This is a genomic window from Paenibacillus sp. LjRoot153 (genome assembly GCF_964253085.1).
In the GTDB taxonomy this organism is placed as follows: domain Bacteria; phylum Bacillota; class Bacilli; order Paenibacillales; family NBRC-103111; genus Paenibacillus_E.
Genome location: NZ_CAXUQH020000001.1, coordinates 7693652 through 7715162 on the forward strand (window position 1 = coordinate 7693652; position 21511 = coordinate 7715162).

At 43.5% G+C, this 21511-nt stretch carries 25 protein-coding genes and 1 other annotated feature; all 25 genes read right to left on the reverse strand.

The genetic code is table 11. The features are described 5' to 3' along the window. Positions 1-5: 5 nt before the first annotated feature. Positions 6-191, reverse strand: a complete 186-nt coding sequence (locus ACSQ8P_RS33395; protein ID WP_029196455.1) for a type Z 30S ribosomal protein S14 — start codon at positions 189-191, stop codon at positions 6-8. Positions 192-227: 36 nt separating this feature from the next. Then, positions 228-770, reverse strand: coding sequence for a 50S ribosomal protein L5 (gene rplE / locus ACSQ8P_RS33400; RefSeq protein ID WP_057313451.1), 543 nt, complete (start codon positions 768-770; stop codon positions 228-230). 33 nt (positions 771-803) lie between these two features. Next, entirely contained in the window at positions 804-1157 is a 354-nt protein-coding gene (rplX, locus tag ACSQ8P_RS33405; protein ID WP_081787661.1) for a 50S ribosomal protein L24, read from the reverse strand. Between the two features lie 55 nt (positions 1158-1212). Then, positions 1213-1581 (reverse strand): 50S ribosomal protein L14, encoded by a 369-nt coding sequence (gene rplN, locus ACSQ8P_RS33410; RefSeq protein ID WP_028557485.1) that lies wholly within the window; start codon positions 1579-1581, stop codon positions 1213-1215. A gap of 35 nt (positions 1582-1616) precedes the next feature. Further along, positions 1617-1880 carry a 30S ribosomal protein S17 gene (gene rpsQ / locus ACSQ8P_RS33415; RefSeq protein WP_436239092.1) on the reverse strand — a complete coding sequence of 88 codons (264 nt, stop codon included), beginning with the start codon at positions 1878-1880 and terminating at the stop codon, positions 1617-1619. Positions 1881-1907: 27 nt separating this feature from the next. Beyond that, positions 1908-2105 carry a 50S ribosomal protein L29 gene (rpmC, locus tag ACSQ8P_RS33420; RefSeq protein WP_028557487.1) on the reverse strand — a complete coding sequence of 66 codons (198 nt, stop codon included), beginning with the start codon at positions 2103-2105 and terminating at the stop codon, positions 1908-1910. Continuing rightward, positions 2095-2529: a 50S ribosomal protein L16 gene (gene rplP / locus ACSQ8P_RS33425; protein WP_028557488.1), complete on the reverse strand. Its 435-nt coding sequence runs from the start codon at positions 2527-2529 to the stop codon at positions 2095-2097. Before rplP ends, rpmC begins: the two co-directional genes overlap by 11 nt. 3 nt (positions 2530-2532) lie before the next feature. Next, the gene (gene rpsC / locus ACSQ8P_RS33430) at positions 2533-3195 is read right to left on the reverse strand and encodes a 30S ribosomal protein S3 (RefSeq protein WP_028557489.1); all 663 of its coding nucleotides are present in this window, start codon (positions 3193-3195) and stop codon (positions 2533-2535) included. 13 nt (positions 3196-3208) lie between these two features. Then, complete coding sequence (gene rplV / locus ACSQ8P_RS33435; protein WP_028557490.1) at positions 3209-3541, reverse strand: 50S ribosomal protein L22; 333 nt, start codon at positions 3539-3541, stop codon at positions 3209-3211. Positions 3542-3570: 29 nt separating this feature from the next. After that, positions 3571-3849 (reverse strand): 30S ribosomal protein S19, encoded by a 279-nt coding sequence (rpsS, locus tag ACSQ8P_RS33440; protein ID WP_028557491.1) that lies wholly within the window; start codon positions 3847-3849, stop codon positions 3571-3573. 48 nt (positions 3850-3897) lie between these two features. Beyond that, positions 3898-4728 carry a 50S ribosomal protein L2 gene (gene rplB, locus ACSQ8P_RS33445; protein ID WP_056618285.1) on the reverse strand — a complete coding sequence of 277 codons (831 nt, stop codon included), beginning with the start codon at positions 4726-4728 and terminating at the stop codon, positions 3898-3900. Positions 4729-4757: 29 nt separating this feature from the next. After that, positions 4758-5048, reverse strand: coding sequence for a 50S ribosomal protein L23 (gene rplW, locus ACSQ8P_RS33450; protein WP_056618288.1), 291 nt, complete (start codon positions 5046-5048; stop codon positions 4758-4760). Then, a complete protein-coding gene (rplD, locus tag ACSQ8P_RS33455; RefSeq protein ID WP_056618294.1) occupies positions 5045-5671 on the reverse strand; it encodes a 50S ribosomal protein L4 in 627 nt (208 codons plus the stop codon). The genes rplW and rplD overlap by 4 nt, the downstream gene beginning before the upstream one ends. A gap of 16 nt (positions 5672-5687) precedes the next feature. Continuing rightward, positions 5688-6311 carry a 50S ribosomal protein L3 gene (gene rplC / locus ACSQ8P_RS33460; RefSeq protein WP_056618299.1) on the reverse strand — a complete coding sequence of 208 codons (624 nt, stop codon included), beginning with the start codon at positions 6309-6311 and terminating at the stop codon, positions 5688-5690. 43 nt (positions 6312-6354) lie between these two features. After that, positions 6355-6663: a 30S ribosomal protein S10 gene (gene rpsJ, locus ACSQ8P_RS33465; protein ID WP_028557496.1), complete on the reverse strand. Its 309-nt coding sequence runs from the start codon at positions 6661-6663 to the stop codon at positions 6355-6357. Positions 6664-7075: 412 nt separating this feature from the next. Further along, on the reverse strand, positions 7076-8266 hold the full coding sequence (gene tuf / locus ACSQ8P_RS33470) for an elongation factor Tu (protein WP_028557497.1): 1191 nt from the start codon (positions 8264-8266) through the stop codon (positions 7076-7078). Between the two features lie 39 nt (positions 8267-8305). Continuing rightward, positions 8306-10381, reverse strand: a complete 2076-nt coding sequence (gene fusA / locus ACSQ8P_RS33475) for an elongation factor G (protein ID WP_056618302.1) — start codon at positions 10379-10381, stop codon at positions 8306-8308. Between the two features lie 39 nt (positions 10382-10420). Then, the gene (rpsG, locus tag ACSQ8P_RS33480; protein WP_028557499.1) at positions 10421-10891 is read right to left on the reverse strand and encodes a 30S ribosomal protein S7; all 471 of its coding nucleotides are present in this window, start codon (positions 10889-10891) and stop codon (positions 10421-10423) included. A gap of 44 nt (positions 10892-10935) precedes the next feature. Then, on the reverse strand, positions 10936-11355 hold the full coding sequence (gene rpsL / locus ACSQ8P_RS33485) for a 30S ribosomal protein S12 (protein ID WP_028557500.1): 420 nt from the start codon (positions 11353-11355) through the stop codon (positions 10936-10938). A gap of 162 nt (positions 11356-11517) precedes the next feature. Next, the gene (locus ACSQ8P_RS33490) at positions 11518-11769 is read right to left on the reverse strand and encodes a ribosomal L7Ae/L30e/S12e/Gadd45 family protein (RefSeq protein WP_056618306.1); all 252 of its coding nucleotides are present in this window, start codon (positions 11767-11769) and stop codon (positions 11518-11520) included. Positions 11770-11951: 182 nt separating this feature from the next. Next, positions 11952-15572, reverse strand: coding sequence for a DNA-directed RNA polymerase subunit beta' (gene rpoC / locus ACSQ8P_RS33495; protein WP_436239093.1), 3621 nt, complete (start codon positions 15570-15572; stop codon positions 11952-11954). Positions 15573-15641: 69 nt separating this feature from the next. Next, positions 15642-19181 (reverse strand): DNA-directed RNA polymerase subunit beta, encoded by a 3540-nt coding sequence (gene rpoB, locus ACSQ8P_RS33500; RefSeq protein WP_436239094.1) that lies wholly within the window; start codon positions 19179-19181, stop codon positions 15642-15644. 356 nt (positions 19182-19537) lie between these two features. Then, positions 19538-20134, reverse strand: a complete 597-nt coding sequence (locus ACSQ8P_RS33505; RefSeq protein ID WP_436239095.1) for a class I SAM-dependent methyltransferase — start codon at positions 20132-20134, stop codon at positions 19538-19540. Positions 20135-20326: 192 nt separating this feature from the next. After that, positions 20327-20692 carry a 50S ribosomal protein L7/L12 gene (rplL, locus tag ACSQ8P_RS33510; protein WP_057313458.1) on the reverse strand — a complete coding sequence of 122 codons (366 nt, stop codon included), beginning with the start codon at positions 20690-20692 and terminating at the stop codon, positions 20327-20329. A gap of 65 nt (positions 20693-20757) precedes the next feature. Next, on the reverse strand, positions 20758-21267 hold the full coding sequence (gene rplJ / locus ACSQ8P_RS33515; RefSeq protein ID WP_436239096.1) for a 50S ribosomal protein L10: 510 nt from the start codon (positions 21265-21267) through the stop codon (positions 20758-20760). Positions 21268-21335: 68 nt separating this feature from the next. Continuing rightward, positions 21336-21489, reverse strand: a sequence feature (ribosomal protein L10 leader region). Positions 21490-21511 lie beyond the last annotated feature (22 nt).

Sequence of the window (21511 nt, forward strand, 5' to 3'; positions counted from 1 at the left end):
GGTGATTACCAGCTTGCTTTTTTCACGCCTGGAATCTGACCTTTGTGTGCTAATTCGCGGAAACAAATCCGACAAATTTTGAACTTGCGAAGCACTGAATGCGGACGTCCGCAGCGCTCACAACGTGTGTATGCTTGCACTTTAAACTTCGGGGTACGTTGTTGTTTGACTTTCATCGAAGTTTTTGCCACTTAATATAACACCTCCTGATAGGTACGACTGGTAACCTATTTTACGAAAGGCGCTCCGAGTTGTGTTAAAAGCTCGCGAGCTTCCTCGTCGGACTTAGCCGTCGTTACGATAACAATATCCATACCACGAACTTTATCGATTTTATCATACTCAATTTCAGGGAAAATGAGTTGTTCTTTCAAACCAAGCGTGTAGTTACCGCGACCATCAAATGCTTTGTTGGAAATACCGCGGAAGTCACGTACACGTGGAAGTGATACGTTAAATAATTTGTCCAAGAAGTGGTACATACGCTCGCCGCGAAGAGTTACTTTCGCACCAATCGGCATGTTTTCGCGAAGTTTGAAACCTGCGATCGCTTTTTTGGATTTAGTTACAACTGGTTTTTGACCAGAGATCTTTTGAAGATCTTCTACTGCAGTATCAAGTACTTTGGAGTTTGAAACAGCCTCACCAACACCCATGTTGATTACAACTTTCTCAATTTTCGGTACTTGCATAACTGTCGTGTAGTTGAACTTTTGAATTAAAGCTGGTGTAATCTCGTTCAAGTAACGATCTTTCAATCTTACTGTCATGACTTAGTTTCCTCCTTTCCATACATGTGTGTATTAGTCGATAACTTCGCCGGATTTTTTCGCGATACGAACTTTCGTTCCGTTATCCAATACTTTGTATCCTACGCGAGTAGGTTTGCCGCTCTTAGGATCAATCAGCATCACGTTAGAAACGTGGATCGCAGCTTCTTGATTCAAGATACCGCCTTGTGGGTTAAGTTGGGATGGTTTCGCATGTTTCTTAACCATGTTTACACCTTCAACAAGAACACGATTTTGACGAGGGTAAGCAGCGATAACGCGGCCTTTCTTACCTTTGTCTTTGCCAGTGATAACGAAAACAGTATCGTCTTTTTTCACGTGCAATTTATTGTTATGAGATTCTAGTCTCTTTTTAAGTCTTGGCATTAGCTTCTACACCTCCTGGGGTTCTCCACAATGGAAAACAACATCGTAACACGTCTTAGATAACTTCTGGAGCCAAGGATACGATCTTCATGAAGTCTCTATCGCGAAGTTCGCGAGCAACTGGTCCGAAGATACGAGTACCACGTGGGCTTTTATCTTCTTTCACGATAACAGCTGCATTCTCATCAAATGAGATATATGAACCGTCTTTACGGCGAGCACCGCTCTTCGTACGAACGATAACTGCTTTAACAACGTCACCTTTTTTGACAACGCCACCTGGTGTTGCTTCTTTTACTGAACATACGATCAAATCACCAATGTGACCAACGCGACGACCAGTACCACCCAAAACGCGGATACACATTAATTGTTTCGCACCTGAGTTGTCAGCGACAGCCAAACGAGTAAATGGTTGAATCATCGTATTCCCTCCTTTCGGGGTTCATATCTAGAATATTAGATAACAACTGCCACTTCAAGAATTTCAACCAATCTCCAACTTTTATCTTTGGACAACGGTCTAGTTTCACTGATTTTCACAGTGTCACCAATCTTAGCTTGGTTGTTTTCATCATGTGCTTTGAATTTTTTTGTAGATTTAATTCTTTTATGGTAGAGTTCATGTTTTTTGTAAGTTTCAACAGCAACAACAATGGTTTTATCCATTTTATCGCTGACAACTTTACCGATCAGAACTTTACGATCGTTACGTTCAGCCATCTAAGGAACACTCCCTTCTAGATTTGGTTACCCAATACCCAGTTCTCTTTCACGCAAAATAGTCTTGGCACGAGCGATCTCTTTACGCAAATCACGAATCTGAGTCGGGTTGTCCAATTGACCAGTAGCTAGTTGAAAACGGAGGTTAAAGAGTTCTTCTTTAAAACCATTAACTTTTTGCTCGATTTCAGCAGTGGTTAAGTTCCGGAATTCACTACCCTTCATTTGCTTCACCGCCTACTTCTTCTCTTTTCACGAACTTCGTTTTGATTGGAAGCTTGTGAGCCGCAAGACGCATTGCTTCACGAGCAACCTCTTCGCTTACACCCGCAAGTTCAAACAAAATTTTGCCCGGTTTTACTACGGCAACCCATTTTTCCACGCTACCTTTACCACTACCCATACGAACTTCAAGCGGCTTTTGTGTAACTGGTTTTGCTGGGAAAATTTTAATCCATACTTTACCACCACGTTTGATGTAACGTGTCATGGCAATACGTGCTGCTTCGATTTGACGGTTGGAAACCCAAGCCGGTTCTACCGCTTGCAGACCATATTCGCCAAAAGCAACTTCCGTTCCGCCTTTAGCGCGACCTTTCATGTTACCGCGGTGTTCTTTACGGTGTTTTACACGTTTAGGTACTAACATGATTTAATTTCCTCCTTCCGGCTGAGCCTTTTTCTTAGCTGTCGGAAGCACTTCTCCACGATAAATCCATACTTTTACACCAATACGTCCATAAGTAGTGGCTGCCTCAGCCGTACCATAGTCGATATCCGCACGAAGTGTATGAAGTGGAACAGTTCCTTCGCTATATCCTTCCGTACGAGCAATCTCAGCACCGCCAAGACGTCCGCTAGTTGCAACTTTGATACCTTTTGCTCCGGATCTCATAGTTCTTTGCATTGCTTGCTTCATAGCACGACGGAAAGAAACGCGACGCTCTAATTGAAGTGCAACTGCTTCAGCTACTAGGATAGCATCAAGATCAGGGTGTTTGATTTCAGAAATGTTGATATGAACTTTTTTGTTCGACATAGCTGCGATGTAGTTACGAATAACTTCAACTTCAGCTCCGCCTTTACCAATTACCATTCCTGGTTTAGCAGTATGAATCGTTACGTTAACACGGTTAGCCGCGCGCTCGATATCGATATGGGAAACTGCAGAATCTTTAAGTTTATTCTTTAAGTATTCGCGGATTTTGACGTCTTCAAGCAGCAGAGTTCCGAAATCTTTTTCTGCGAACCATTTGGACTCCCAATCACGAATGACACCAATTCTAAAACCTATCGGGTGTACTTTCTGACCCACACGTTACCCCTCCTTATTTTTCAGATACCACGATTGTGATGTGGCTGGTACGTTTTTTGATCGCGCTAGCGCGGCCCATTGCACGTTGTTGGAATCTTTTCATTGTTGGCCCTTGATTTACGAAAGTCTCGGAAACAACAAGTTTGTTTGGATCTAATGAATAGTTATGCTCTGCATTGGCAATTGCGGAATTCAATAGTTTCTCCAGAATTGGAGAAGCTGCTTTTGGTGTATGACGCAAAATTGCGATCGCTTCACCTACCGCTTTTCCCCGAATCAAGTCAACAACTAGCTTTGCTTTACGAGGAGCAATCCGAGCGTGGTTCAATATTGCTTTAGCTTGCATGGTAGTACCTCCTCTCGGTTAAAAATGAATTAACGTTTTCCGGTTTTCTTATCGTCATCGTGACCTTTATACGTACGTGTTGGAGCAAATTCACCAAGCTTATGCCCAACCATATCTTCCGTTACATATACTGGCACGTGTTTTCTTCCGTCATATACTCCGAAAGTGTGACCAACGAATTGCGGGTAAATTGTAGAACGACGGGACCACGTTTTGACAACTAATTTCTTGCCAGAAGTGTTTAAGTCTTCTACTTTTTTCAGTAAGTGACCATCGATAAATGGACCCTTCTTTAAGCTGCGACCCATGGGTGTTCCTCCCTTCCTTGAACCTCAAGAGAATGTCTATATCCTAGATTACTTCGTACGACGACGTACAATGTATTTATCGGATGCTTTACCTTTTTTACGAGTTTTGAAACCAAGCGTCGGTTTACCCCATGGAGACATAGGTGATTTACGTCCGATTGGTGCGCGTCCTTCACCACCACCGTGTGGGTGATCATTCGGGTTCATAACAACCCCACGAACTTGAGGACGATTGCCTTTCCAACGATTACGTCCTGCTTTACCGATTTTCACTAGCTCGTGATCTTCGTTACCAACAGAACCGATTGTTGCGCGGCAAACTTTTAGTACTTTACGAACTTCACCGGATGAAAGGCGAATTGTAACGTATGATTCTTCTTTACCAAGCAATTGAGCTTCAGTACCAGCTGCGCGCACTAATTGTGCACCTTTACCAGGTTTCAACTCAATGTTGTGGATAACTGTACCAACTGGAATGTTTTCCAATGGAAGAGCATTACCTACTTTGATATCTGCTTGTGGTCCAGATACGATACGATCGTCCACTTTAAGACCTTTAGGAGCGATGATGTATTTTTTCTCGCCATCAGCATAATGAATCAATGCGATGTTCGCGGAACGGTTAGGATCGTACTCAACTGTAGCAACGCGTCCTGGTATTCCATCTTTAGTACGTTTGAAATCGATAATACGGTATTTACGTTTGTGTCCACCACCGTGGTGACGAACCGTAATTTTACCTTGGTTGTTACGACCAGCATGCTTGAACAAAGGAGCAAGCAATGATTTCTCGGGTGTTGATGTTGTGATTTCTTCAAAAGTAGAAACCGACATCGCACGACGAGCTGGTGAGGTTGGTTTGTATTTTTTAATTGGCACTCTGTTTCCTCCTTACTTCAAGAAATGGGTTATACCGTTTCGAAGAATTCCAATTCTTTGCTTTCAGCGCTTAGGGACACGATAGCTTTCTTCCAGATGGAAGTGTAACCAGAGTGTTTGCCATAACGTTTAGGCTTAGCTGGCATTCTGAGTGTGTTTACATTTGTAACTTTCACTTTGAAGATTGCTTCGATAGCTTGTTTAATTTCTGTTTTGTTAGCGCGAAGATCCACTTCGAAAACATACTTTTTGTTAGCCATTAGGTCGCTTGTACGCTCAGTGATGATCGGGCGCTTGATAATGTCGCGTGGATTTTTCATTGTGCAAGCACCTCCTCAACTTTCTGTACAGCCTCTTGTGTTAAGATCAATTTGTCATAAAGCATGACATCAAGAACGTTAACTCCATCAGCAGCAACAAATTTCACACCTGGGATATTACGAGCAGATAACGCTACATTGGAGTCGTTAGGTACGCCTACAACTAGTACTTTTGTATCTACTTTCAGGTTGTTCAAAATAGCAACGAATTCTTTCGTTTTCGGAGCATTCAATTGAAGTTGATCCAGAACGATCAAGTTGTTATCGATAAGTTTCGAGGACAAAGCGGATTTGATCGCTAAGCGACGAACTTTTCTTGGCAATTTGAAACCATAGCTACGAGGAGTTGGTCCGAATACGGTACCGCCGCCTTTCCACTGTGGAGCACGAATACTACCTTGACGCGCACGACCTGTACCTTTTTGTTTCCAAGGTTTACGACCACCGCCGCGAACTTCTGAACGACCTTTTGTTTTGTGAGTTCCTTGACGCACAGCTGCTTGTTGTAAAAGAACAGCTTCGTGAATCGCATGAACGTGAGGCTCAATTCCGAAAACAACGTCAGACAGTTCAATTTCTCCTACCTGAGCACCTGTTACATTATATAAAGCTACTTTTGGCATCTGTCTTCCTCCTTTCTTACTTTTTCACAGCAGACTTCACGCTAACGTAGCTGTTTTTAGGACCCGGAATGGAACCTTTAACTAGCAATACATTACGCTCAGCATCTACTTTAATAATTTGAAGATTTTGCAATGTTACCGTTTCGTTACCCATATGTCCTGGCAATTTTTTACCTTTAGGAACGCGGTTTGCTTGAATGGAACCCATCGAACCTGGTCCGCGGTGATAACGTGATCCGTGTGCCATTGGCCCAGTGGATTGGTTATGTCTTTTGATGTTACCTTGGAAACCTTTACCTTTGGAAGTACCCGTTACATCAACGAATTCGCCCTCTGCGAACAGATCTGCCTTCAGTTCTTGACCTACTTCATAGTCACCCAACTGAATGCCACGAATTTCTTTAACGTAGCGCTTAGGCGTTGCCCCTGCTTTTTTCGCATGGCCAAGCTCTGGTTTAATGATACGGCTAGCTTTTACATCATCAAAACCGATTTGGATCGACTCATAACCATCGTTATCCACATCTTTCTTTTGCAGTACCACACATGGTCCTGCTTGAATGACAGTTACCGGAACAACATTACCCTCCGGAGTAAACAACTGTGTCATCCCAAGTTTTTTCCCTAAGATACCTTTCATCGTTGACACCTCATTTCCTTCCATTGTTAACTCTATAGTTGTTTTACAGTTTGATCTCGATGTCAACGCCAGACGGTAAGTCTAGACGCATTAGAGCATCAACTGTTTGTGGTGTTGGATTCACAATATCGATTAGACGCTTATGCGTACGCATTTCGAATTGCTCACGCGAATCCTTGTACTTGTGCACCGCACGAAGAATCGTGATGATTTGCTTCTCTGTCGGAAGCGGAATCGGACCGGATACACCTGCACCGGAACGCTTGGCAGTTTCCACGATTTTCTCAGCTGATTGATCAATAATTCTGTGATCATAAGCCTTCAAACGGATACGAATTTTTTGCTTTGCCATTTAAAAGTCCCTCCTTCTATCGCCCAATTTATTATCGGACATACTCCGCGAAAATTCTCCAACAGCCATCCCCATGGCAAAGGGGCCTGGTGTGTCGGCAACCTTTCGCATCATCGCAACGTCACAGACCAACGTTTAATATTATATAAAATTATAAAACGAAAAGCAAGTGAAATTTTAGGCAAACACACATATTTATTTACACGTGATTTTCTCTTCTATATAAGTAACAATCCGCTGTCGTTTTCTGAATCCGTTTCTACATTATAATAAAAGATTATTATTAAAACCACTGCATTCTGTTTCCATTCGATCTTAGCAGTAGAGCTTCATTATCTTAGCCGCGGTTATCCTATAAACGAAAAAACATCCACCGATAAATCGATGGATGTTTCTATCTCTCAAAGAGAGATTATTTTTGAATTGTAGCAACCGCGCCCGCACCAACTGTACGTCCGCCTTCACGAATCGCGAAGCGTGTTCCTTCTTCGATTGCGATTGGGTTGATTAGTTCTACAGTAACTGTGATGTTATCACCTGGCATAACCATCTCAGTACCTTCTGGAAGGGAGATGATACCCGTTACGTCAGTTGTACGGAAGTAGAACTGTGGACGGTAACCAGTGAAGAAAGGCTTATGACGGCCACCCTCTTCTTTAGTTAGAACGTAGATTTGTGCTGTGAAGTTTGTGTGTGGTTTAACTGAACCTGGTTTCGCAAGAACTTGTCCACGCTCGATATCTTTACGATCAACACCACGAAGCAATGCTCCAATGTTGTCACCAGCTTGAGCGGAATCAAGCAATTTACGGAACATCTCTACACCAGTTACGATGCATTTACGAGTTTCTTCAGCGATACCAACGATTTCAACTTCTTCTTGTACTTTAACTGTACCACGCTCAACACGACCAGTTGCAACTGTTCCACGACCAGTGATTGAGAATACATCCTCAACTGGCATAAGGAAAGGTTTGTCTGTTTGACGCTCAGGAGTTGGGATGTAAGTATCAACTTGCTCGAACAACTCGATGATTTTGTCAGCCCAAGGACCATCTGGGTTTTGAAGAGCTTCACGAGCTGCTCCACGGATGATTGGAGTATCATCGCCTGGGAACTCATATTCGTTAAGAAGGTCGCGAACTTCCATCTCAACCAATTCAAGCAACTCTTCGTCTTCAACCATGTCACATTTGTTAAGGAATACCACGATGTATGGTACGCCTACTTGACGGGAAAGAAGAATGTGCTCACGCGTTTGTGGCATAGGGCCATCAGCTGCGGAAACAACTAGGATAGCGCCGTCCATTTGAGCAGCACCAGTGATCATGTTTTTAACATAGTCAGCATGTCCTGGGCAGTCTACGTGTGCGTAGTGACGGTTAGGTGTTTCGTACTCAACGTGAGCTGTGGAGATTGTGATACCGCGCTCGCGCTCTTCTGGTGCTTTATCGATTTGGTCGAATGCTACTGCAGCTCCACCGTATCTTTTGGACAATACTGTAGTGATAGCAGCTGTCAAAGTTGTTTTACCATGGTCAACGTGACCGATAGTACCGATGTTAACATGCGGTTTATTACGTTCAAATTTAGCCTTTGCCATTTTAAACGATTCCTCCTTAGAGTGACTATTAGTTTTATATTAAGCGCCTTTGCCTTTTGCAATAATTTCTTCTGCAATTGACTTAGGTACTTCTTCATAATGTGAAAGTTCCATGGAGTAAACACCACGGCCTTGTGTTCTTGAACGAAGTGTTGTGGAATATCCAAACATTTCGGACAAAGGCACCTTAGCACGGATGATTTGCGCGCCATGACGGTTATCCATACCTTCGATACGTCCACGACGGGAGTTAAGGTCACCCATAACATCGCCCATGTACTCTTCTGGTACAGTAACTTCAACCTTCATGATTGGCTCAAGAAGAACCGGTTTACATTTTTCTTTTGCAGCTTTAAGCGCCATGGAACCCGCGATTTTGAACGCCATTTCATTGGAGTCAACATCATGATAAGATCCATCAACAACAGTAGCTTTGATATCCACAAGCGGGAATCCTGCGATTACACCGTTTTTCATGGACTCTTCGATACCAGCTTGAATAGGTGCGATGTACTCTCTTGGAATAGATCCGCCCACTACTTTGCTTTCGAAAATGAAACCTGTGCCAGCTTCTTGAGGTTCAAACTCAACCCAACAATGTCCGTATTGACCACGACCACCGGATTGACGAACGAATTTACCTTCAACTTTAGCTGCCGCGCGGAATGTTTCACGATAAGCAACTTGCGGTTTACCTACATTGGTTTCTACTTTGAACTCACGAAGCATACGGTCAACTAAGATCTCAAGGTGAAGCTCACCCATACCTGCGATGATCGTTTGTCCTGTTTCTTCGTCTGTGGAAGCACGGAAAGTCGGATCTTCTTCAGCAAGTTTTTGCAATGCGATACCCATTTTATCTTGATCGGCTTTCGTCTTCGGTTCAACAGCAAGCTGGATTACCGGTTCAGGGAAGACCATTTTCTCAAGAATTACTGGATTTTTCTCATCACAAAGTGTATCACCAGTCGTTGTATCTTTCAACCCAACGGCAGCGGCGATGTCACCAGCGTAAACAATGCTGATCTCTTGACGGCTGTTCGCATGCATTTGCAGGATACGACCAACGCGCTCACGTTTGCCTTTTGTCGCGTTAGAGACATAGGAACCGGAGTTCAAGGTACCAGAGTAAACACGGAAGAACGTAAGACGACCAACGAAAGGATCTGTCATGATTTTGAATGCAAGCGCTGAGAAAGGTTGATCATCAGCAGACTTACGAACCACTTCAGTACCATCGTCAAGTACACCTTTAATATCAGGTACATCAAGTGGTGATGGCAGGTAATTAATTACCGCATCCAACATCAATTGAACACCTTTGTTTCTGTAAGAAGACCCTACGATAACTGGGAAGATTTTCACTTCGCAGACACCTTTACGTAGAGCTGCTTTGATCTCGTCAACAGTGATTTCTTCGCCTTCGAGATATTTCATTGTAAGCTCTTCATCAAGCTCAGCAACTTTCTCGATTAGTTCCAAACGAAGTTCTGCAACTTGATCTTTGAACTCAGCAGGAATTTCGATTTTCTCGATGTCCTTACCAAGATCGTCTTTGTACATATACGCAACTTCATCAACCAAATCGATGATTCCTTTGAAATCACTTTCAGCACCGATTGGAAGTTGAATAGCTACAGCATTTGCACCAAGTTTTTGACGCATGGACTCAACAACTTGCAGGAAGTCTGCACCGATGATGTCCATTTTGTTTACGTAAGCAATACGTGGAACGTTGTATTTATCAGCTTGTCTCCAAACTGTTTCGGATTGAGGTTCAACGCCCTCTTTCGCGCTAAATACACCAACTGCTCCATCTAACACACGAAGGGAACGCTCTACCTCAACGGTAAAGTCAACGTGCCCTGGGGTATCAATAATATTGATGCGGTGACCTTCCCATTGCGCAGTTGTAGCGGCGGACGTAATCGTGATTCCGCGCTCTTGCTCCTGCTCCATCCAGTCCATCGTTGCTGCACCTTCGTGCACTTCTCCGATTTTGTGAACTTTACCAGTGTAGTACAAGATACGCTCTGTTGTAGTCGTTTTACCAGCATCGATATGAGCCATGATCCCGATATTACGTGTGTTTTTTAAGGAGAACTCTCTAGCCATAGGTCGTTATGTCTCCTTTCTGTTAATTGTATTTGAATTCTACCAACGGTAGTGAGCGAAAGCTTTGTTAGCTTCAGCCATTTTGTGTGTATCTTCACGTTTCTTAACGGAAGAACCAGTGCTATTGCTAGCATCGATAATTTCATAAGCCAATCTTTCTTCCATCGTCTTCTCACCGCGAAGACGGGAATAGTTAACCAACCAACGCAAACCTAATGTCGAACGACGGTCAGGTCTAACTTCGATAGGCACTTGATAGTTTGCTCCACCAACACGGCGAGCTTTAACTTCTAGTACTGGCATAATGTTTTTGATAGCAGCTTCAAACACTTCCATCGGCTCTTTACCTGTACGATCTTTCACGAGGTTAAAAGCGTTGTATAGAATCGTTTGTGCTACCCCTCTTTTTCCATCAACCATAATACGATTGATAAGACGAGTAACTAGTTTGCTATTATAAATAGGATCTGGCAATACGTCTCTGCGAGTAACTGGACCTTTACGAGGCATAGTTATCCCCCTTTCTTATAAGAATCATCCCTGATTATTATCTCTTATTTTTTAACTTTCGGACGTTTCGTACCGTATTTGGAACGGGATTGCTTACGGTTGTTAACACCGGAAGTATCTAGAGCTCCACGCACGATGTGATAACGTACCCCTGGAAGATCTTTAATTCTACCACCACGGATCAATACAACACTGTGTTCTTGCAGGTTGTGACCGATACCTGGGATATAAGCTGTCACCTCTACGCGGTTCGTTAAACGAACACGTGCGTATTTACGAAGTGCGGAGTTAGGCTTCTTAGGAGTCATAGTACCTACACGCGTGCAGACACCACGTTTTTGAGGAGCGCTCAAATCCGTTGCTTCTCTTTTCAAAGCGTTAAAACCTTTTTGCAAAGCTGGTGATTTGGACTTATCCACCTTCGCTTGACGACCTTTACGTACTAGTTGGTTAATTGTTGGCATATCGCCACCTCCTCCCTACATTCATAACATGATGTGCTTCTTGCAAGCCCACAGATCCAGGCGAGTCATAAATGAGCAAAGAGAAAGTCTTTGTTATGGAGAGCTGTCAAAGTCACGAGAACTTACACAATCTTCTTCCACTAACAAAAACACCTTTAGCACTTATTCATTTACAACAGCTGCTACCGCAGCTCCAACTTCAATTCCACATGCTTTACCTAGCATCTTCATAGAATCTACGTAGGTTACAGGCACACCCATCTGCGTACAGAGAGCTACCAGATTTATCGTCAATCGCGGATCTGCATCTTTAGAAACAAAAACTTCTATCGCTTTACCTTGCTCGACTGTTTTTGTAACTTTCTTTGTGCCTACACATCTATTCTTCGCCTGTTTGACTATTTCATAAGACATTAGGCACCCCCTTCAAAGAAAGGAAAGAATATCGACTTAGGCACACTACGATATATTAGCATTTTGATTAGAGAGTGTCAAGGGCTAGTTTAAGTAATTCTACAATAACCGTGAACCGTTTGTGTAAATAAAAAGAGATAGCGCACCCCTAATCAAGTGGCTACCTCTTTCTCTATATTCAATTACTCAACAGCAACTGTTTCTTTTTCCAAATCTTCATCCAAAACGACAACCTCGTTCGGGTTCGTGATTCGAATGTTACGGTATCTTGGCATACCAGTTCCCGCAGGGATCAGTTTACCGATGATAACATTCTCTTTCAAACCTAACAATTGGTCGACTTTCCCCTTAATCGCTGCATCAGTCAAGACACGTGTAGTCTCTTGGAAAGACGCTGCTGATAAGAAGGAATCCGTTTCAAGGGAAGCTTTTGTGATACCAAGCAAGATTGGACGAGCAACCGCAGGCTCATTGCCAGCGAACAAAGCAACCTTATTAGCTGCTTCATACTCATGAATATCAACAAATGAACCAGGTAGAAGCGTTGTATCACCAGCATCTACGATGCGGATTTTACGTAGCATTTGACGAACCATAACTTCAATATGTTTATCGTTAATTTCTACCCCTTGGTTACGATATACACGTTGTACTTCTTGAAGAATATAGTTCTGAACGCCGCGAATACCTTTGATACGGAGCATTTCTTTCGGATCGATAGATCCGTCCGTCAACTCGTCACCAGCTTCAACTTGTTGATTCAACGAAACACGTACACGAGATCCGTAAGGAACTGCATACACTTTGGATTCCGCTTCACCTTGAACTTCAATTTCACGACGATCCTTAGCTTCACGAATTTCCTTAACGACACCGTCGATTTCGGAAATGATCGCTTGACCTTTCGGATTACGTGCTTCAAAGAGCTCTTGAATACGCGGCAAACCTTGTGTGATATCGTCTCCGGCAACACCACCGGTATGGAACGTACGCATCGTCAACTGTGTTCCTGGCTCACCAATGGATTGAGCGGCAATAATACCAACTGCCTCACCAACCTCAACGAATTGACCAGTAGCCAAGTTACGACCATAACATTTCTTACAAACACCATGATTGGTGCGGCAGCTAAGTACAGAACGAATTTGAAGTTTCTCGATACCTGCTTCAATAATACGATCTGCAATACCAGATTCAATAAGCTCATTACGTTGTACAATCACTTCACCTGTTTGTGGATGACGAAGCGTTTCATAGGCGTAGCGCCCTTCAATACGATCGTAGAGATCCTCAATAACCTCTTTACCGTCTTGAATTTTGCTAACCATAAAGCCTTTATCTGTTCCACAATCGTCTTCACGAACGATAACATCTTGTGCTACGTCAACGAGACGACGAGTCAAGTAACCGGAATCCGCTGTACGAAGTGCTGTATCGGCAAGACCTTTACGCGCTCCGTGCGTGGAAATAAAGTATTCTAAGATTGTCAAACCTTCACGGAAGTTCGATTTAATCGGCAACTCCATAATTTTACCGGATGGATTCGCCATCAAACCACGCATACCGCCAAGCTGTGTAATCTGTGATTTGTTACCCCGTGCTTTGGATTCAACCATCATGGAGATAGAGTTGTATTTATCTAGGGATTTCATCAAAATCTCAGTGATTTCATCCTTCGCTTTACTCCAGATCGCAATGACGCGGTCATAACGCTCTTCATCTGTAATCAAACCACGACGGTACTGGTTCGTAACTACGCGTACTTTCTCTTCACATTCCTTCAGGATTGCTACTTTTTCAGTTGGAACTACAACGTCAGAGACAGCTACGGTAATACCTGCTTTCGTTGAATACGTGAATCCAAGCTCTTTAATTTTATCAAGAATCATCGAAGTTTGCGTTGTGTGGTACTTACGGAAACACTCAGCAATAATCGATCCTAAATACTCTTTACCTACCGCTTTGTTCTCATCACGTTCCAACATGATTGCTTTCAGATCTGCACCTTTTTCAAATACGAAGTGGGCATCTGGAATACCATTCAAGAGGTTGGTTTTGGTCGGCTCATTGATGAATGGGAAATCAGCAGGATAGATTTCATTCATAATGATTTTACCAATCGTAGTAATCAACATAGCGTTTTGTTGTTTCTCTGTGAAACTTGTTTTGTTCAATGCTTTAGCAGGGATAGCTACACGTGCGTGCAGTGCCATTTTACCCGATTGGTAGGAAGAAACTGCTTCATGAACGGTTCTAATGATAGAACCAGCACCTTTAGCGAATTTGTTATCCGTTGTTAAGTAGAAACTTCCCAGAACCATATCCTGTGAAGGTGTAACAACCGGCTTACCGTCTTTCGGATTCAAAATGTTCCCCGATGCCAACATGAGCAAACGAGCTTCAGCTTGCGCTTCTGAGGACAATGGAACGTGAACGGCCATTTGGTCACCGTCGAAGTCAGCGTTGTAAGCTGTACATACAAGCGGGTGAAGTTTAATAGCGCGGCCTTCAACCAGAATCGGTTCAAAAGCTTGAATACCCAATCTATGCAACGTCGGTGCACGGTTCAGAAGAACCGGGTGCTCCTTAATGACTTCTTCAAGAACATCCCAAACATCTGGACTTACGCGCTCAACTTTACGTTTCGCACTCTTGATGTTATGAGCCAAACCTTTATTCACAAGCTCTTTCATAACGAAAGGCTTGAACAATTCAAGTGCCATTTCCTTCGGAAGACCACATTGGTACATCTTCAGGTTAGGTCCTACTACGATAACGGAACGACCAGAGTAGTCAACACGTTTACCGAGCAAGTTCTGACGGAAACGACCTTGTTTACCTTTCAGCATATGGCTGAGGGATTTCAAAGGACGGTTACCCGGACCTGTTACTGGACGGCCGCGACGACCGTTATCGATCAATGCATCAACCGCTTCTTGAAGCATCCGTTTCTCATTTTGAACAATGATATCCGGTGCGCCTAGGTCGAGCAATCTCTTCAGACGGTTGTTACGGTTAATAACACGGCGATAGAGATCATTCAAATCGGATGTCGCAAAACGACCACCATCAAGTTGTACCATCGGGCGAAGCTCAGGCGGGATAACTGGCAGTACATCCAGTACCATCCAACCAGGCAAGTTCTTCGAGTTACGGAATGCTTCCATAACTTCCAAACGCTTAATCGCACGATTACGACGTTGACCTTGTGCAGTTTTGAGTTCTTCTTTGAGTGTGTCTACTTCGCGTTCGATATCAATATCGATAAGCAGCTTTTTGACAGCTTCCGCACCCATGCCTGCTTGGAAAGCATAGCCGTATTTCTCACGATAGCTACGGTATTCTTTCTCAGACAATAGTTGCTTCTTCTCAAGTGGTGTATCACCTGGATCCGTTACTACGTACGATGCGAAGTAGATAATTTCTTCCAAGGATCTTGGAGACATATCTAGTGCAAGACCCATACGGCTAGGAATCCCTTTGAAGTACCAAATGTGTGAAACAGGAGCAGCAAGTTCAATGTGCCCCATGCGTTCACGACGTACTTTTTGACGGGTTACTTCAACGCCACAACGGTCACAAACCACGCCTTTATAACGAACGCGTTTGTACTTACCGCAATGACATTCCCAATCTTTCGTAGGTCCGAAGATCTTTTCACAGAAAAGACCTTCTTTCTCAGGTTTTAAGGTTCTGTAGTTAATCGTTTCCGGCTTCTTTACTTCCCCACGGGACCAAGAGCGAATTTTATCGGGTGATGCCAAGCCGATTTTCATAAACTCGAAGTTGTTAACGTCCATCAAGGAGCAACCCTCCTTTAAGAAATTTAAACCCACTTTACAGTGAATCGTTCTCGTTCTAAAGCTATGTTACTATTCGTTGACCCCAAGCTCGGAGCCCTCGATGTTTAGGTTTAATTTATCGCTTGTCACTTCGTCGTCGTCATCAGCTTCACGCATTTCGATCTCTTCTTCGTCGCCAGACAGGATCTTAACATCCATACCTAAACTTTGAAGCTCTTTGATCAAAACTTTGAAGGATTCCGGAACGCCTGGTTCTGGAACGTTCTCGCCTTTGACAATGGATTCGTACGTTTTCACACGGCCCACAACGTCATCTGACTTAACGGTAAGAATTTCTTGCAATGTATAAGCAGCTCCATAAGCCTCGAGTGCCCATACTTCCATCTCCCCGAAACGTTGTCCACCGAACTGCGCTTTACCACCCAGCGGCTGTTGAGTAACAAGGGAGTAAGGTCCTGTGGAACGGGCATGGATTTTATCGTCAACCATGTGTGCCAATTTGATCATGTACATAACGCCAACGGTTACTTCACGTTCGAAGGACTCACCTGTACGACCATCATACAGAATCGTTTTACCGCTACGTTGCATACCTGCTTCTTCCATGGCATCAAATACGTCATACTCACGCGCTCCATCGAATACTGGTGTTGCAGCGTGAATACCTAAATACTTGGAAGCCATACCTAAGTGAACTTCAAGTACTTGACCGATGTTCATCCGGGAAGGAACCCCTAGTGGATTCAGAACGACTTCAACCGGTGTACCATCCGGAAGGAAAGGCATATCTTCTTCAGGGAGAATACGTGCAACTACCCCTTTGTTACCATGACGTCCCGCCATTTTGTCGCCTTCGGAAATTTTCCGTTTTTGAGCAATATAGACACGAACGAGTTGGTTTACACCTGGAGGCAGCTCATCGCCGTTCTCACGCGTAAATACTTTCACATCAACAACGATACCATCTGTACCATGCGGTACGCGTAGGGACGTGTCACGAACCTCACGAGCCTTCTCACCGAAGATCGCGTGTAGCAATCTTTCTTCCGCCGTCAGCTCTGTCACACCCTTCGGTGTTACTTTACCAACGAGGATATCGCCAGCGCCAATTTCTGCACCGACACGGATGATTCCGCGCTCATCAAGATTCTTAAGTGCGTCTTCCCCTACGTTCGGGATATCGCGAGTAATTTCTTCAGGTCCAAGCTTCGTATCACGAGCTTCAGACTCGTATTCCTCGATATGAATGGAGGTGTACACATCTTCTTTAACAAGCTTTTGGCTTAGCAAGATCGCATCCTCATAGTTGTAACCTTCCCAAGTCATGAAAGCTACGACTACGTTACGCCCAAGCGCCAATTCGCCTTGTTCTGTAGATGGTCCATCAGCAAGAATATCGCCAGCTTTAATCAATTGACCTTTTTTAACAATCGGACGTTGATTAATGCACGTACCTTGGTTAGAACGCATAAATTTGTGAAGCTTATATTTCACGATGTTGCCGCTGACTAGCTTGCCATCAACCATTTCTTGGCGACGTAACCAAATTTCATTCGCAGCAGCCTTCTCAATAATTCCATCAAATTTGGAGACAATACATACTCCTGAGTCCTTTGCAACCTTGTGCTCCATTCCTGTACCTACTAGCGGAGCTTTAGGGATAAGAAGTGGAACTGCTTGACGCTGCATGTTGGAACCCATTAACGCACGGTTGGAGTCATCGTTTTCAAGGAACGGAATTAACGCTGTTGCGACAGAAACAACCTGTTTCGGAGAAACGTCCATGTAGTCGACACGTTCAACCGGAAGTGTTAAGTTGTCATCTTTGTAACGAACGATAATCGCATCTTCGACGAATTTGTTTTCTTCCGTCAATTTCGCATTCGCTTGCGCGATAACATAGTTATCCTCTTCATCTGCAGTCAGGTAAGCAATTTGGTCAGTAACCAAACCTGTCTTCGGATCTACCCAACGGTATGGAGCTTCAATGAAGCCATACTCGTTAATACGAGCGAATGTAGACAAGGAGTTGATCAGACCAATATTCGGTCCCTCAGGCGTCTCAATTGGACACATACGGCCATAGTGAGAGTGATGCACGTCACGAACTTCCATCCCTGCGCGCTCTCTCGTCAAACCGCCGGGTCCGAGTGCAGACAGACGTCTCTTATGCGTCAATTCAGCAAGCGGATTCGTTTGGTCCATAAACTGAGAAAGTTGGGAGCTACCAAAGAACTCTTTGATTGATGCGATAACAGGACGAATGTTGATCAACGCTTGCGGCGTAATCACGTTAGCGTCTTGAATCGACATACGCTCACGAACAACACGTTCCATACGGGAAAGACCGATACGGAATTGATTTTGAAGCAATTCACCTACAGAACGAAGTCGACGGTTACCAAGATGGTCAATATCATCCGTATTTCCAATACCATGCAGTAAGTTAATAAAGTAGTTAATGGAAGAGATGATATCGGCAGGCGTGATGTTTTTGACGGCTTTATCAATAACACCGTTAGAAATAACCTTAACTACCTTGCCTTCTTCTGTTGGCGAGTAAACATTAATGCACTGAACCGGGATTGTATCCGCGCCAGTTACACCTTTAGGAATCGTAAACTCTTTATATCCTGCACCTTTTTCAATAAAAGGTAGGATTTCATCTAGCACACGACGATCCAATAACTGTCCAGCTTCAGCAATGATTTCTCCCGTTTCGGAATCTATCAAAGTTTCAGCCAAACGTTGATTGAACAAGCGGTTTTTGATGTGTAATTTTTTATTGATTTTGTAGCGACCTACGTTTGCCAAATCATAACGCTTCGGATCAAAGAAACGAGCAACGATCAAGCTTCTTGCATTATCAAGCGTAGGCGGCTCACCTGGACGAAGACGCTCGTAGATTTCGATTAACGCTTTTTCCGTAGAATCCGTGTTATCTTTATCTAGCGTGTTACGAATATATTCGTTATCGCCAAGCAAATCTAGAATCTCAGCATCCGTACCAAATCCTAATGAACGAAGCAATACGGTAACAGGAATTTTACGCGTGCGATCAATACGAACATAGATGATATCTTTCGCATCTGTCTCAAGTTCCAGCCATGCTCCACGGTTAGGAATCACTGTAGCTGTGTAAGTTTTTTTGCCGTTTTTATCCACTTTCGTGCTATAATAAACACTGGGAGAACGAACGAGCTGGGAGACGATTACACGCTCCGCACCGTTAATAATGAACGTTCCCGTATCAGTCATAATAGGGAAATCCCCCATGAACACTTCTTGTTCCTTGACCTCACCGGTTTCCTTATTAATCAAACGGACTTTGACTCTTAACGGCGCCGCATACGTTACGTCGCGTTCTTTGGACTCATCAACGGAATACTTAGGATCGCCTAAGCTATAGTCAATGAACTCCAGTACTAGGTTCCCTGTAAAATCCTGAATCGGGGAGATATCCTGAAACATCTCACGAAGTCCCTCTTCCAAAAACCACTCATACGATTTTTGCTGGATTTCAATCAGGTTTGGAATGCCCAGAACCTCATTAATTCGTGCATAAGTCCTGCGTTTACGTCGTCCAAATTGAACAAGATGTCCCGCCAACTTTCATTCACCCCTCAACTCTACTCAATAAATAAAAAGAAAGAAGAAAAACTTCGACCGACGTACACTCAGGACGCCTCCGTTAGTGGAGCCCGTCCGAATTAAGCGACTGTATGGATGAAGGTTTTTTTCTGTATTCAATAACTTTATCAAGATTTTCTTCCCATCCTGTTAGAATTTCCCAAAATTCAAACATTATACGTTACAGGTTCGAATTTTATGCATAACGGCTGAAAAAAAGACTTGACATTTTTACTAACTAAAGACATGTGTCCCATCTTAATACTGACATTTTTTAATAATATCACATTTGAAATGTCAAGTCAAACAAATTCCCACGTATATTCGCAAGAGACTTACTTCGTTGCTTTAAGAATACGGTAACCTTTGTCCTTCGAAACCTCCACCACTTCGCTATACATGGTTTCCAGCTTCTTCACTGCCGATGGCGCTCCTTGCTTCTTCTGGATAACAACCCACAGGGAACCTCCATCTTTCAAACAATCGTAAGCATCCACAAAAATTTTATGAACCGTTTCTTTCCCCGCACGAATTGGCGGATTGGTCAGAACAGCGTCAAACTGCTTATCTTTCACCTGTTCTAACAGATCACTCTGTAGAATGGTGACATTGGTAATACCATTTCGCCGCGCATTCTCCACCGAAAGTTCGACTGCTCTTTCATTGATGTCGACCATTGTCACATGCCCTTTCGGACACATCACCGCTGCACTTAGTCCCATCGGCCCATAGCCACAGCCCACATCGAGAACACTATCATCTTCCGATAGTTCCATCGTTTCTATTAAATGCTTACTTCCATAATCGACACCTTTTTTCGAAAACACACCCGCATCCGTTAGAAAAGTAAATGTCTTACCACGAAGTATTTCCTGCGTTGTATGGACATCACTCTTTACGGTCGGCCTTTGTGTGTAGTAATGCTCTGACACGTTTGAATTCCCTCCTTTTCTACCTATAGGAAAAACAAATAACCACGTGCGTTTCTAAGGCTTTCCTAAGGGTACAAACTTAGGCACAACAAACGGCAACGCGCCGTTCATATCCTGTGAAACTATACATACTTATATGTTGAAAAAAACCCCTTGAAGTCAAGCTTCAAGAGGTTTCCTAAGAAAAAGAAATTACTTAACTTCTACGGAAGCGCCAGCTTCAGTAAGCTTAGCTTTAACAGCGTCTGCTTCTTCTTGGCTAACTTTTTCTTTAACTGCTTTTGGAGCTCCGTCAACAAGGTCTTTCGCTTCTTTCAGGCCAAGACCTGTGATTTCGCGAACTACTTTGATTACGTTGATTTTGGATGCGCCAGCGCTTGTCAAGATAACATCAAACTCAGTTTGAGCTTCTTCAACTGCTACTGCTGCGCCGCCGCCTGCTGCTACTGGAGCTGCTGCTGTTACGCCAAACTCTTCTTCAATTGCTTTAACCAGGTCGTTCAATTCCAAGATTGTCATGCCTTTGATTGCTTCTAGGATCGTTGCATTTGTGCTCATGGTTAAACCTCCATTATCATTAATAAATTAGTTTTTTTGTTTGTAAAACATTTAGTACATTGAAATTAAGCTTGACCTTCAGCTTCTTTTTTCTCTGCAACTGCTTTAACAGCAAGAGCAAAGTTACGAACTGGAGCTTGAAGAACGCTAAGCAACATGGAGAGAAGACCATCTCTGGATGGAAGTTCTGCAAGTGCTTTGATTTCAGCGGATCCAACTACGCGGCCTTCGACCACGCCAGCTTTCACGCTAAGTTTATCGTTCTTTTTCGCAAATTCAGTCAAGATTTTAGCTGGAGAGATTACATCGTCTTTGCTGAAAGCAATAGCTGTTGGTCCCGTTAGGAACTCATCCAACCCAGTCAGTTCAGCGTTAGCCGTTGCGCGTCTCGCTAGGGAGTTCTTGAGAACTGTAAATTCGATACCAGCTTCACGTAAGCTTTTGCGCAGCTGAGTTACTTGAGCTACGTTCAAACCACGGTAATCTGCTACGATTGTACAAGTGCTAGCTTTAAACTTCTCAGTTACTTCAGCCACAGCTTGTTCTTTCTCTGCAAGAATTTTCGCGTTTGCCATAGTACACCTCACTTCTTATGCATTTATCTTTCAAGATCGCAAACAGTAGGAGCATTAGCATTTCTTATCTATGAATAAGAAATGCCTTCGTAGACGCTACGAAGGCATGATGTGTTCACTTTTTCCCTGATGTACAAAGAAATCGTTATATATATCATAACACCTCGGTAGGAAATTAAGCTATTCAGCACCTACTGTCTACGGTTTGCATATTCATTTTTAGGACCTTTGATAGAGTATCATG

Coding starts and splice junctions, on each gene's coding strand:
- rplE (WP_057313451.1), bottom strand. CDS start 770: ATGACAGTAAGATTGAAAGATCGTTACTTGAACGAGATTACACCAGCT.
- rplX (WP_081787661.1), bottom strand. CDS start 1,157: ATGCCAAGACTTAAAAAGAGACTAGAATCTCATAACAATAAATTGCAC.
- rplN (WP_028557485.1), bottom strand. CDS start 1,581: ATGATTCAACCATTTACTCGTTTGGCTGTCGCTGACAACTCAGGTGCG.
- rpsQ (WP_436239092.1), bottom strand. CDS start 1,880: ATGGCTGAACGTAACGATCGTAAAGTTCTGATCGGTAAAGTTGTCAGC.
- rpmC (WP_028557487.1), bottom strand. CDS start 2,105: ATGAAGGGTAGTGAATTCCGGAACTTAACCACTGCTGAAATCGAGCAA.
- rplP (WP_028557488.1), bottom strand. CDS start 2,529: ATGTTAGTACCTAAACGTGTAAAACACCGTAAAGAACACCGCGGTAAC.
- rplV (WP_028557490.1), bottom strand. CDS start 3,541: ATGCAAGCTAAAGCAATATTGAACCACGCTCGGATTGCTCCTCGTAAA.
- rpsS (WP_028557491.1), bottom strand. CDS start 3,849: ATGGGTCGCAGCTTAAAGAAGGGTCCATTTATCGATGGTCACTTACTG.
- rplW (WP_056618288.1), bottom strand. CDS start 5,048: ATGAAAAATCCACGCGACATTATCAAGCGCCCGATCATCACTGAGCGT.
- rplD (WP_056618294.1), bottom strand. CDS start 5,671: ATGCCAAAAGTAGCTTTATATAATGTAACAGGTGCTCAGGTAGGAGAA.
- rplC (WP_056618299.1), bottom strand. CDS start 6,311: ATGAAAGGTATCTTAGGGAAAAAACTTGGGATGACACAGTTGTTTACT.
- rpsJ (WP_028557496.1), bottom strand. CDS start 6,663: ATGGCAAAGCAAAAAATTCGTATCCGTTTGAAGGCTTATGATCACAGA.
- tuf (WP_028557497.1), bottom strand. CDS start 8,266: ATGGCAAAGGCTAAATTTGAACGTAATAAACCGCATGTTAACATCGGT.
- fusA (WP_056618302.1), bottom strand. CDS start 10,381: ATGGCTAGAGAGTTCTCCTTAAAAAACACACGTAATATCGGGATCATG.
- rpsG (WP_028557499.1), bottom strand. CDS start 10,891: ATGCCTCGTAAAGGTCCAGTTACTCGCAGAGACGTATTGCCAGATCCT.
- rpsL (WP_028557500.1), bottom strand. CDS start 11,355: ATGCCAACAATTAACCAACTAGTACGTAAAGGTCGTCAAGCGAAGGTG.
- ACSQ8P_RS33490 (WP_056618306.1), bottom strand. CDS start 11,769: ATGTCTTATGAAATAGTCAAACAGGCGAAGAATAGATGTGTAGGCACA.
- rplL (WP_057313458.1), bottom strand. CDS start 20,692: ATGAGCACAAATGCAACGATCCTAGAAGCAATCAAAGGCATGACAATC.
- rplJ (WP_436239096.1), bottom strand. CDS start 21,267: ATGGCAAACGCGAAAATTCTTGCAGAGAAAGAACAAGCTGTGGCTGAA.